General features: G+C 60.8%; 13 protein-coding genes. 10 read left to right on the top strand and 3 right to left on the bottom strand.

Features of this window, described 5'->3' with window-relative positions; genetic code table 11:
• Positions 1-441 carry a hypothetical protein gene (locus tag C8J25_RS20505; protein WP_146173423.1) on the top strand — a complete coding sequence of 147 codons (441 nt, stop codon included), beginning with the start codon at positions 1-3 and terminating at the stop codon, positions 439-441.
• Between the two features lie 33 nt (positions 442-474).
• Here the strand turns inward: C8J25_RS20505 and C8J25_RS19360 are convergent, their stop codons facing one another.
• Entirely contained in the window at positions 475-1,284 is an 810-nt protein-coding gene (locus C8J25_RS19360) for a SirB1 family protein (protein ID WP_107955985.1), read from the bottom strand.
• Between the two features lie 354 nt (positions 1,285-1,638).
• On the opposite strand from C8J25_RS19360, the gene C8J25_RS19350 reads away from it, so the two are divergent.
• The 6 genes from C8J25_RS19350 (at position 1,639) to xth (ending at position 7,727) form a co-directional block, all read left to right on the top strand.
• Positions 1,639-2,130 (top strand): nucleoside deaminase, encoded by a 492-nt coding sequence (locus tag C8J25_RS19350; RefSeq protein ID WP_107955984.1) that lies wholly within the window; start codon positions 1,639-1,641, stop codon positions 2,128-2,130.
• Positions 2,131-2,237: 107 nt separating this feature from the next.
• Positions 2,238-2,753, top strand: coding sequence for a YciE/YciF ferroxidase family protein (locus C8J25_RS19345; protein ID WP_107955983.1), 516 nt, complete (start codon positions 2,238-2,240; stop codon positions 2,751-2,753).
• A 66-nt stretch (positions 2,754-2,819) separates the two neighbouring features.
• Positions 2,820-3,086, top strand: a complete 267-nt coding sequence (locus C8J25_RS19340) for a hypothetical protein (protein ID WP_107955982.1) — start codon at positions 2,820-2,822, stop codon at positions 3,084-3,086.
• Positions 3,087-3,401: 315 nt separating this feature from the next.
• The gene (locus C8J25_RS19335; RefSeq protein WP_107955981.1) at positions 3,402-4,415 is read left to right on the top strand and encodes an ATP-dependent DNA ligase; all 1,014 of its coding nucleotides are present in this window, start codon (positions 3,402-3,404) and stop codon (positions 4,413-4,415) included.
• The gene (ligD, locus tag C8J25_RS19330; protein WP_107955980.1) at positions 4,412-6,904 is read left to right on the top strand and encodes a DNA ligase D; all 2,493 of its coding nucleotides are present in this window, start codon (positions 4,412-4,414) and stop codon (positions 6,902-6,904) included. Before C8J25_RS19335 ends, ligD begins: the two co-directional genes overlap by 4 nt.
• Before the next feature lie 25 nt (positions 6,905-6,929).
• Complete coding sequence (gene xth / locus C8J25_RS19325; protein WP_107955979.1) at positions 6,930-7,727, top strand: exodeoxyribonuclease III; 798 nt, start codon at positions 6,930-6,932, stop codon at positions 7,725-7,727.
• Between the two features lie 136 nt (positions 7,728-7,863).
• Here xth and C8J25_RS19320 read toward each other — a convergent pair whose 3' ends face one another.
• Complete coding sequence (locus tag C8J25_RS19320) at positions 7,864-8,064, bottom strand: DUF3606 domain-containing protein (RefSeq protein WP_107955978.1); 201 nt, start codon at positions 8,062-8,064, stop codon at positions 7,864-7,866.
• A 377-nt stretch (positions 8,065-8,441) separates the two neighbouring features.
• Here C8J25_RS19320 and C8J25_RS19315 point away from each other — a divergent pair, with 377 nt between their 5' ends.
• Positions 8,442-8,666, top strand: a complete 225-nt coding sequence (locus C8J25_RS19315) for an antitoxin VbhA family protein (RefSeq protein ID WP_107955977.1) — start codon at positions 8,442-8,444, stop codon at positions 8,664-8,666.
• Positions 8,663-9,721 carry a Fic family protein gene (locus C8J25_RS19310; RefSeq protein ID WP_107955976.1) on the top strand — a complete coding sequence of 353 codons (1,059 nt, stop codon included), beginning with the start codon at positions 8,663-8,665 and terminating at the stop codon, positions 9,719-9,721. The genes C8J25_RS19315 and C8J25_RS19310 overlap by 4 nt, the downstream gene beginning before the upstream one ends.
• A 129-nt stretch (positions 9,722-9,850) precedes the next feature.
• Here C8J25_RS19310 and C8J25_RS19305 read toward each other — a convergent pair whose 3' ends face one another.
• On the bottom strand, positions 9,851-10,192 hold the full coding sequence (locus C8J25_RS19305) for an immunity 53 family protein (RefSeq protein ID WP_107955975.1): 342 nt from the start codon (positions 10,190-10,192) through the stop codon (positions 9,851-9,853).
• A gap of 128 nt (positions 10,193-10,320) precedes the next feature.
• On the opposite strand from C8J25_RS19305, the gene C8J25_RS20500 reads away from it, so the two are divergent.
• Positions 10,321-10,758, top strand: coding sequence for a hypothetical protein (locus tag C8J25_RS20500; RefSeq protein WP_146173422.1), 438 nt, complete (start codon positions 10,321-10,323; stop codon positions 10,756-10,758).
• Positions 10,759-10,926: the final 168 nt, after the last annotated feature.

The raw sequence follows: 10,926 nt of genomic DNA, 5'->3' as shown, positions 1-10,926 counted from the left end.
ATGCGATTACCGCGCGCAGCCATTGCTCGCGTTCCCGAAGGCACGCGGATCGTCAGCGTTGAGCGAATGTCGCGGGCTTTTACCAAATACCATCTGGATGACGGACGCGCACTGCACCGGTTCAAGATGGAAGAGCCGCATGCGACCCCGCATGATCACCCCTGGAGCTTTCACACCGAGATCCTTGATGGCGGCTATGTCGAAGAGGTGTTCCACCTGGATCCAAACGGCGGTTGGCACAGCGAACTGGTTCACCGCATCCCTGGCGAAACCTACCATGTCGACGCTGCGCACATTCACCGCGTCGTGGAGCTGCCGGCGGGTGAGTGCTGGACGCTCGTCCGCGCAGGTCCCCACACACGCGAGACCCGGTTCTGGCGGTTCGGAGACGCGGTTCAGTCCCGGGCCTGGCATGAGCGCCGATGGACGCGCTTAGAATAAGGCATCACGGCAAGGGTTGATCCACCGCAATATTCATGACGGCGTTGGCCGGGGAAGGGCATCGAGCGCTGCCGATACCTGCAGGCGCAGATCGTCGTCCCGGGTGATCTCCAGCATCGCACTGAGGCTGCTGCGGGCGCCGGCCACATCACCTGCGACCAGTTGAAGTCTGGCGCGCTCCCACCAACCATGGGCATGCGTAGGCGCCACGATCGTCATACGGTCGTACAGGACCAGCGCGCGTGCGGGATCCCCGGCCTGCTCGGCACGGGTCGCCTGGTTGAGCAGCAGGCGGACGAGCGCCGACCGGTTCGACAGGGGCAGCATCCCGTCGGAAAACCGGGCCTGGCCCGTCATTTGCTCCAACAAGGCTTCCACCTGTTCAGGGGCGACGATGCGACCATCGTTGAAGGGATCGATGATCAGCGCATCCGACGCGTCGCCAAGGCGCACCAGGACGTGGCCGGGGGTATTGAGCGGCATCGCCGACCAACCCAGGCGGCGAGCGATCGCCACATAAAGGATCGAAAGGCTGATCGGCAGACCGAGCCGTCGATCAACGACCGCGATCAGGTCCGCATTCTGAGGGTCGTCGTAGTGCGTCCGGTCGCCAGAGAACCCGAACTCTTCAACCATTACGCTGCTCAGGGCCTGAGCCTGCGCGACGCTGCTTACTGCGTCGCCGTCTGCACCGCGCAAAGCAATTTCCATGTCCGTAAGCTCGTCGAGATATTCGTCGAGATCGACGCCGGGGTGATCGAGCGCTGCGAGTTCGAGCGCAGCCAGATCGAGCTCAATTTCGCCGTCTTCCATCAGCCCGAGATGAAGAATGCTATTGGTCATGAGCCGTTAGATGGGGGGCTGCTTCGATCGTTTCTATGGCAACGTAAGGCTAGGCGGCCCGGCGTACGCCGCGTCATGTGCGATCCCAACATGCTGGTGCGCCGATACGCCCGAAAGCCATCATCACGATTCTGGATCCGGCAGACATCGATACCTGGCTGCGCGAATCGTATGACGATATCGTCCGCCTGCACAAACCCTATGACCCTGCAAGATGACCGTCTGAGAGCCTGTCTTCGCAACCCGCAGCAAGGAACGGTAGCGTTCGGCCATCCTCGGCAAGCAAACACGACTGCGCTGAACGATCCATTGTGTCCGCTACGCGTTGTGCGACGGTGACAGGGAGCCGAGACGATGACGCAGGATGACGAACGTTGGATGCGCGAAGCGATCGCGATCGCGCGATCGAAGGGTTCCGATCCCTCAACGTCGCCGCTGGGGTGCGTGATCGTGCTCGATGGCAAGGTTATCGCGGGCGAGCGCAACCAGACGAAGGAATTGCCGGACGCGACCGCGCATGCCGAGATGATGGCAATCCGACGGGCGTGTGAAAGCACGGGGGAGTTGGAACTGCGCGGTGCGACGCTCTACTCCACGCTGCAGCCCTGCGGCATGTGCACGATGGCGTCGATCTGGTCGAAGGTCGGCCGCGTCGTTTACGGGGCGGGCCGCGATGATGTTCATAAGATGTATTTCGAAGCGCAGCACGTCGACACGCTCGCGTTCATCGGCGACGCCTACCGCGATGACATCGTCATTGAGGGAGGGTGCCTTCGCGACGACTGCGCCAAGCTCTATTATGGTCCCGACGCTGAGCTACCAGTCGACGAGCAGGCCAATCTATAGGGCGCTGAGGCGGCGCTAAACCGAACGAAACTTACCCCTGAGTCGGTGCGTTGCGGCGTTGCCGGAGCAGGTTGCTTTGCGGCTATCCGCTCAGCGAGGACACTATCATGGGCCTGTTTTCCAAAGACATCGTGACGTTCGACGACCTGTTCCTGCATCAGCTGCAGGACGTGTATTACGCGGAAAACCAGATCACCAAGGCCTTGCCGAAGATGGCCGATAAGGCGACGGCACCAGCCCTGAAGCAAGGTTTCGAAACCCATCTGCGTGAGACGGAAGGGCAGATCACACGCCTTGAGAGCATCTTCGACCTGCTCGGCGAGAAGGCAAAGGCAGTGACCTGTCCGGCGATCGACGGCATCATCAGGGAAGCCAACGAAGTTGCTGGCGAGATCGAGGACAAGGCCGTGCTCGACGCTGCGCTGATCGCGTCGGCACAGGCGGTCGAGCATTACGAGATCACGCGGTACGGCACGCTGATCGCCTGGGCGAACCAGCTCGGCCGCGCCGATATCGCAGCGATCCTGAAAGAGACGCTCGACGAGGAATATGCGACCGACGACAAGCTGACGGCGATGGCAACGTCGAGCGTGAACGCAAAGGCGGAAGCAGTTACCGCATAAGCGTTTCAGTGTCGGGGGGCCGATGCCCCCCGACCAGTTTCCAGCTTTTCATGAAAGGCACATTCGATGGCCGACGATATCGCATTCACGCTTCCCGAAGCCCTGCGTGCGCAAAAGCACATGCGCGACGCACTAGGCCTGGGCGAGGAACGGTTCCCGGTGCCCGCCTTCATCAACATGGTAAGCGACGAGATCGAGCAGCTGCGCGACGCTGGCAGGACCGATGGCGAAATCGCCGCGCTTGTCAAAGAATCGAGCGGTCATGCGCTCACCGAAGCGGATATAGCGCGCTACTACACGCCGGTCGAAGACCGGCACTCCAACGAGCATTGAATCCGCCCCTACCAGGCCAGCGATTACGTCCCTTGTCAGGGGCAGGGGGCACAGGTTTGCTGTTCTGATCAGGACTACCGATCCCCGCGTCGAAGTAGCAGGAACAGATGGCGACTGGGGGGCTTTATAACTGAAAGCCGTCTGGAGTGATCTTATGTTCAAAGATGCCGTGATCAAATCGATTGAGCTTAACGGTTTTCCCAGTTCGGTTGGCGTTGCTCCGCTGCCAAGTCGGCAGGAACGACGTTGCGAGGCAGCAAAGGCAAAACGACTGGCTCCCAAACACTGTGCGTGCTGCGCCCCGGGCCAGAACTGATGGTCGCAGACCGGCCTTCGCCAATGGAAGCCAAGCTCGTAAATGAGCTGCCGGTCGAACCGGGCTGGCAATATGAGCCCAAATGGGACGGTTTCAGAGCGCTGGTCTTCCGTGATGGCGAGGCCGTCGACATCCTTTCCAAATCGGGAAAACCGCTCGGTCGCTACTTTCCCGAGATAGTCGCGCTTGTCGCTTCGGTCCCGCAGGAGCGTTTCGTGCTCGATGGCGAGATCATCCTACCCATCGCGGACATCCTCTCGTTCGATGCGCTTCAGGCACGGCTGCATCCGGCGCAAAGCCGGATAGATCGCTTGGCGAAAGAGACGCCTGCGCAGCTGATGCTGTTCGATTGCCTCGGCGTCGATGATGCCGACCTAATCAATGCGCCGCTCTCGGCTCGCCGGAAAGCATTGGAGTCGTTCCATGCGCGACATGCCCGCGCTGGTCTGCTGCTGTCGCCCTGTAGCGACGAGATCGACGACGCTGCGGCCTGGCTGGCGACGAGCGGCGGGGCGCTGGACGGCGTCGTCGCGAAACGGCTGGACGAGCCTTATCGTGGCGGGGAACGCGCCATGCTGAAGGTGAAGCAACATCGGAGCGCGGATTGCGTCGTAGGCGGCTTCAGACGGGTGAAGGAGGGTAGCGACGTTGCCTCGCTCCTGCTTGGGCTTTACGATGATAACGGCAAGCTCAATCATGTCGGCTTCACCTCAGGTATAGCCGCGGCCGACCGCGCGGCGCTTACCGCGAAGCTCGAGCCGTTGATCGAAGCCCCGGGCTTCACGGGTAAAGCTCCCGGCGGTCCCAGTCGCTGGAACGACGGTCGTGAGAGTGGGTGGGTCCCCCTGCGGCCAGAGCTCGTCGTCGAAGTCCTGTACGATCAGGTGACGGGTGATCGGTTCCGGCACGGTACGCGCATCCTGCGCTGGCGTCCCGATAAGGCACCTCAGGCGTGCACCATGGATCAGCTGGAGCATGAGCTTCGCCCTGCTGAATTGCGCATAGCGCCATGACCGGTTCCTCCTCCAGCGATGCCCTGGCGAAATACCGGGAGAAGCGGGATTTCGCCAGAACCGCCGAGCCCGAGGGTCGGATCGCCAAGGCGGGAGGCAATCGCTTCGCCGTGCAGAAGCATGCCGCGTCTCGCCTGCACTATGACTTGCGGCTCGAACTCGACGGCGTTCTCAAGAGCTGGGCCGTCACGCGTGGACCCAGCATCAATCCCGACGACAAACGTCTGGCAGTTCGTACCGAAGACCACCCCGTCGAGTACGCCACGTTCGAAGGCACGATCCCGAAGTCCGAATATGGCGGCGGGACCATGATGCTGTGGGACACGGGAACGTGGGAGCCGCTCGCTGGCAAGGACCCGAGCAAGACGCTGCCTGAGGGACATCTCCACTTCTTCCTGCATGGGCATCGCCTCAAAGGCGAATGGATGCTCTTCAGGCTAAAGCCGCGCGGGAAAGAGAAGGGCGAGAACTGGATCCTGCGCAAGGTCACCGACGACGAGATTGGCGGATCGGAAGACCTTGTCGGAACATACCTCACCGCCGTCGTCAGCGGCCTGACTATGGAACAGATCGCCGCAGGCGAGCAAGGCAAGCCGGGTGCGCCAGCAACGCCTGCCGCCAAGCCTGCAACGAAAGCTGCGAGATCACGAGTGACAAGCCGTAAAAGAGCAGGCTCGCCCCCGCCATTCCAACCTGTCCAACTCGCGACGCTTGTCGATCATGTGCCCGCCGGCAACGCCTGGCTGCATGAGATGAAATATGATGGGTATCGAACGCTGGTGGCGGTCGGTGGCGGTACGGGGCGTGCCTATACCCGGTCCGGACTGGACTGGACGGAGAAGTTTGCCGGCATCGTTGCCGACGCCGCGGATCTGGATGCGTCGTCGGCTCTCATCGATGGCGAGGCAGTGATCGTCGATGCCAACGGCAAAACCGACTTTCAGGCGTTGCAGGCTGCGCTCAAAGGAGACCCGGACGCGATCCTGTACTACGCGTTTGACCTGCTGGCGCTCGACGGTGAGGATCTGACCGGACAACCGCTGTTGGAGCGCAAGGCAAAGCTAGCGTCGCTGCTCGCGGGCGGCACCGACCGAATCCGCTACTCGGATCACATCGCCGGCCGCGGCGAGGAGCTGTTCGACACGTTTTGTGCCGAAGGCCTCGAGGGTGTCATCTCGAAGCGCGCGGACGCGCGCTATGTCGGCTCGCGGTCCGGCAGCTGGCTGAAGACGAAGTGTATCCAGAGACAGGAGTTCGTCATCGTCGGCTGGTTGCCGTCCGACAAGCAGCGAGGGTTCAAGTCGCTCCTCTTGGGCGTCAACGAGGACGGTCATCTCCGCTATGCCGGCAAGGTCGGAACAGGGTATACGGGCGAGGAGATCGACAAGCTGATGGATCTGATGACGCCGCTGGCCGTCACGAAGCCGACCGTCACCGCACCACGCGCAGCCGTACGCGGCGCACGCTGGATCAAGCCGCAGCTGGTGGCCGAAGTGGCGTTCATGGAAGTGACGAGCGACGGGGTATTGCGCCACTCCAGCTATCTGGGTTTGCGTCAGGACAAGAAACCGGAGGCGGTCGTCGTCGAGAAGCCTGCGCCCGTTGCCAAGCTCGAGGCACCCGAGCCGTCCGTCGTCCGAGTGACGAACCGGGAACGAGTGATCTTTCCCGAGTCCGCAATTACCAAAGGCCAGCTCGCCGACTATTACCAGGCTGTGTCCGGCATCATGCTGCCCTGGTGCGGGAGTCGCCCGATAAGCTTGGTCCGCTGTCCGCAGGGCCGGGGGAAGAAGTGCTTTTTCCAAAAGCATGACGCCGGCAGCTTCGGCGATCATGTCCACCATGTCGGGATCGCCGAGAAGGACGGACACGACGAACCCTATCTGTTCGTCGACGACGCTGAGGGTCTCGTCACGTGCGTCCAAATGGGGACGATCGAGTTCCACGGCTGGGGTGCGCGGATCGAAGACGTCGAGAAGGCCGACCGGCTGGTGTTCGATCTCGATCCTGATGAAGGCCTCGATTTCAAGGACGTCATTTCCGCGGCCCTTCATGTTCGCGACGTGCTGGCCCAGATGGGCCTTGAGACCTTTCCAATGGTGACGGGCGGAAAGGGTGTCCACGTCATCGCGCCGCTGACACCGCAGGCCGAGTGGCCGGCTGTGAAGGATTTCGCACACCGCTTGGCACTTGTCCTGGCCCAGTCCGAACCCGATCGATTTACCGCAGCCCTTGCCAAGGCGAAGCGAACCGGACGCATCTTCATCGACTATCTGCGCAATCAGCGGGGGGCGACGGCAGTCATGCCGTACAGTGCTCGTGCTCGCGAGGGCGCGCCCGTTGCCGTGCCCATCACGTGGGAAGAGCTCGCTAAACTCGACCGCGCATCGGGCTGGCATATCGGCGATGCGGGTGCGCTGTTGAAACGCGCGGCGTCCAAGGATCTGGTCGGTTGGGGACGCGCTGACCAAATTTTGCCCGACCTATGATCGTCTCTGTTCGCTTGGTGACCCGATGAAGATCGCAACCTACAACGTGAATGGCATCAACGGTCGCCTGCCGGTGCTTCTGCGCTGGCTGGAGGAAGCACAGCCCGACGTCGTCTGCCTGCAGGAACTGAAGGCGCCGGACGAGAAGTTCCCTTTGAGCGCGATCGAGGCGGCTGGTTATGGCGCGATCTGGCAGGGTCAGAAGAGCTGGAACGGCGTTGCCATTCTTGCTCGCGGCGCAGAACCCGTCGAGACGCGGCGCGGGTTGCCGGGTGACCCGGATGATTTGCAGAGCCGCTATCTCGAAGCGGCTGTTGGCGGCATTCTGGTCGCAGGCTTCTATCTGCCCAATGGCAACCCGCGGCCGGGCCCGAAGTTCGACTACAAGCTCGCCTGGATGGAGCGCCTGATTGCTCATGCGGCCACGCTGTTCGACACCGATGCGCCGGTCGTGCTGGCCGGCGACTACAATGTGATGCCGACCGAGATGGACGTCTACAAGCCGGAACGGTGGATCAAAGACGCGCTGTTTGCGCCAGAAGTCCGAGCCGCGTTCTTTCGTTTGATCGATCAGGGTTGGCTGGATGCGCTACGGGCAAAGCATCCCGACGAAACGATCTACACGTTCTGGGACTACTTCAGGAACGCGTATGGTCGCAATGCCGGGCTAAGGCTCGATCATCTTCTCCTGAACGCCCCTGCGGCCGCGCGACTGGCGGACGCGCAGGTCGATCATCACGTCAGAGGGTGGGAGAAGACCAGCGACCACGCCCCTGTCTGGATCAAACTGAAGGCCGTCCGACGGAAGCGTTCCGCCTCCTGATTGGCCGAACGACGGGAGAGACTTAACTGTGAGTTGAAAAAAGTCCGCCGACAGGCTTTGGGCACTGCCGTGGCCTACAAGCGCAGTCGTCGTTCGATGTAACTCAGATTGGTGCGGAAGCGCCGAGCAGAAGCTCTTAGGCTTTGCCGCGCTCACCAATTAGCTTTCCTGCTGCCGCGTCGAGCCTCTCGCGGTCGTTGCCAACCTCGGCGATCAGGTCACGTGCCTGTTGCGCGCTAAGCCCATGCTTTTGCGAAAAATACTCGACCTCGTAAGGTTCGCTTCCCGAGACACGACTCCGATCACGGCCGTCGGTCTTGCTCTTGTCGTCTGCCATTGTATGTCTCCAAACAATCCTGATGCCGAACGCTTAGGTTTGCCGTCGTTTCCGTATGGATCGTCACACAAGCAAGGGCAGCCGTCGTTCGATCGGACATTTTGGAAACTGATTAGATCAGCGTCAAAGGCTTGTAGATAAACCCCACGCCAATTTAACATGCATGGGTTATCGATCGGGTGAGCGGAGCACTTGCAGGAAGACAGTCTAGCCCTTGCCCAGAGGGGGGATGCACCCCCTCCCTGCGCACCGACAAAGGCGGTGCCACGAACGCCCCCGGCCAACGGCCGCCAGCATTGTCAGAGGTGAGGCTGCACGCTGTTTGTCGTATCGAGCACGGCTTTATGCTATGAAGGCTCTCTCGAAAGGATCGCCCGATGAACGTCGCAACGCCCATCACATCATCCACGCCGGCGATCAGCGAGGCAGAACGCGCGCGCCGGCTGAGCGAGGTAAACTTCGCTCGAGGCAGTGTTCGCTACGAGAGTGGAATCCTCTCGGACGAGATCGAGAACCTCAACGCGCGCTACGTCGCGGGCGAGATCACCAGCGACGAGTTGACCGCCGCGATCCTCGCGTCAGATACTGTTCGCGCGGCTTGATAAGCCAGCGCGAAGCCGCACTTACCTTTGCGCGGGTTCGGGAGCTTCAACACGATCCTGTAAAAGGCCAGTTCGATGTGGCCCATCTCCAGGAAGTGCATCGCCGGATCTTCCAGGATTTGCCGGAACATCGCCCAGGCGAGTTCCGGCCAGACGCTCCGGGCCACTTCAAGAACCGCGAGCTGGAGGCGTCGAGCGACCGCGTCCTCGTACCTTATGCGCTCTGGCCCGAGATCGACCGCAATCTCGGACCGACGCTCGCGGTCCTAGACGCTGGGAAAGCGCTAAAAGGCTATGACATGATGGAGATGTCCGAGGCCGTCGCACAAACCTATGCGCGCCTCGACTACCTCCATCCGTTCAGAGAGGGCAACAGTCGCACGCTCCGGACCTTCACCGAGCAACTGGCGCGCGAGAATGGCCACAAGCTTGATTGGGGCACGACGAATGTCACAGCTGAATCGCGCGACGCCCTCTACATTGCGCGTGACATGGCAGTGATTCAGCTTCGCAACCCCGGCGTTTCCATGGCGGACGCGATGGCAGCGACCACGCGGGAGGATTACGAACTCAAATACAAGATGGCGAGCCAAATCGAGCGCTACAAAAACGCCGACCCGCTCGAGGAGATCGTTCGACGTTCGCTTGAGCGGGGTCGCGATCAGGAGTCATACGACCGGCGCATGTCGATAAGGGAAGCGGCGCGCGAGATCGTCGCGATCGAGCCGATCGCTCAAAAGCAGGCAGAGCGGAACGTCGAAGACATACGGCTCGCCGTCCTACGGAAGAAGGAGCCCGCAGCCGAGCTGGACCGCGCGACGAACATGCGCGACTGGGTTGCTCGCGAAGGTACTGTTTCGGCGCTCACCGAGCGCCTGGCGAACGTCACCAGCGGCCAAATCACAATCAACCACGAACCGGGCGCGTCGGCGCTTAATCGACTGACGGCCGTCGCCGATGGCATCAACCTCGAACTGTCGAAGCGGCGAACGAACCCGACGCCGACGATAACGCCCCCAGTTCGGCAGATCGATCGCGGCGACCTCGAGCGCTGAGCCCCTACTTGGGGTCAGTACATAGAACGGACCCAGATATACGCTTAGCGCCGGCAGGCCGGGCACAGCCTTCGCAAAAGGGATCGAGTTTCGGGAATGTCCGGGTTGGGAAGGAAAGCAGACATTCGTCTAGCGCGGAATTGCATCCTCGGCCCAATGACGAAAGGTCGAAATTAGCCGCGCAAGGTCGCGAGGGCCGCCCCAGCCTTTAAACTTGGAGCCTTCGACGCGGCAGATCAGCCAGGGCACGTCGCCGTCCAGTCCTTGCCCAGGCTGCACCTCAGCTGAAACGCCCTCATACAAAGGCAAAAAGGCTAGACCTTCCAACGGAGTACCATCAAGATCGACTTTCAGGCTCCACCCTGGGTTGTCGAGCGTGTCGATCGTTACTCCGTACTGGTGTTCCCAGTCCTCATCGCACTGCGAAACATACCACTGCATTAGCCAAGCGAAGTCATCTGTCGCGCTCATATTTCGGACTATACCCATCAGTCGCCAATGTCCGCAATTGGGCGTTCGTGTCCGATCCGGCTTTCTCGCGAGGGATCCATTTCGGGAATGTCCTGGTTGGAAAAAGTTAGGCAATGTAGGTAATCCCGATGACGATTGGCCGTAATAATATCATCCGTGGCTTTGTGGCAATCATCCTCCTTCTAGGAGTGATCTACGGCGCGGTAGTTTATTACCAAACCCGTCCGAGGCAGATCATCGCCGGATTGCTGCATCTTGATCGTGCACCCGCTTCTCTCGCAAATGCCGAATGCGAATCCTGGGGCATGACCGACGTGCTCACAACCTGCGTATTCCAAGTAAACCCGGCTGACTTTCCTGTGCTCACAAGGGGTTGGCATTTCAAACCTCAGCCGGATCGTGGTGGAAGCTACTCATTCTCCGGTGGCCCAAAAATTGGTCCGGACTTTCCAGTCTCTGTGGCTTTCGCGGTCAATAACCCACCTACATTTTCACACGGAGGGCGAGTGTCCCTTGTTGCCGACGCCACTCGGTCACGGGTGCAACTAGACTACTACGAAGAATAGCTTGAGGGTAAATTACTTGCACACTTTCCTGATGCAAGAACCTTGATTTTGCATCACGAACGACCGGTTTTCTTAGGGCTCAAACCCAATCAGGCTATTGATTTGAAGAGGGCTTCCTGATTCACAGAGCGTGTGACGATGGAGGCGGTAGATGGCGTTGTTCTGGTT

The organism is Sphingomonas faeni (genome assembly GCF_003053745.1).
Classification (GTDB): domain Bacteria; phylum Pseudomonadota; class Alphaproteobacteria; order Sphingomonadales; family Sphingomonadaceae; genus Sphingomonas; species Sphingomonas faeni.
Note: the sequence above shows the minus strand (reverse complement) of the source record. Positions and strands in the feature narration are given on the sequence as shown.

Coding starts and splice junctions, on each gene's coding strand:
- C8J25_RS20505 (WP_146173423.1), top strand. CDS start 1: ATGCGATTACCGCGCGCAGCCATTGCTCGCGTTCCCGAAGGCACGCGG.
- C8J25_RS19360 (WP_107955985.1), bottom strand. CDS start 1,284: ATGACCAATAGCATTCTTCATCTCGGGCTGATGGAAGACGGCGAAATT.
- C8J25_RS19350 (WP_107955984.1), top strand. CDS start 1,639: ATGACGCAGGATGACGAACGTTGGATGCGCGAAGCGATCGCGATCGCG.
- C8J25_RS19345 (WP_107955983.1), top strand. CDS start 2,238: ATGGGCCTGTTTTCCAAAGACATCGTGACGTTCGACGACCTGTTCCTG.
- C8J25_RS19340 (WP_107955982.1), top strand. CDS start 2,820: ATGGCCGACGATATCGCATTCACGCTTCCCGAAGCCCTGCGTGCGCAA.
- C8J25_RS19335 (WP_107955981.1), top strand. CDS start 3,402: ATGGTCGCAGACCGGCCTTCGCCAATGGAAGCCAAGCTCGTAAATGAG.
- ligD (WP_107955980.1), top strand. CDS start 4,412: ATGACCGGTTCCTCCTCCAGCGATGCCCTGGCGAAATACCGGGAGAAG.
- xth (WP_107955979.1), top strand. CDS start 6,930: ATGAAGATCGCAACCTACAACGTGAATGGCATCAACGGTCGCCTGCCG.
- C8J25_RS19320 (WP_107955978.1), bottom strand. CDS start 8,064: ATGGCAGACGACAAGAGCAAGACCGACGGCCGTGATCGGAGTCGTGTC.
- C8J25_RS19315 (WP_107955977.1), top strand. CDS start 8,442: ATGAACGTCGCAACGCCCATCACATCATCCACGCCGGCGATCAGCGAG.
- C8J25_RS19305 (WP_107955975.1), bottom strand. CDS start 10,192: ATGAGCGCGACAGATGACTTCGCTTGGCTAATGCAGTGGTATGTTTCG.
- C8J25_RS20500 (WP_146173422.1), top strand. CDS start 10,321: ATGACGATTGGCCGTAATAATATCATCCGTGGCTTTGTGGCAATCATC.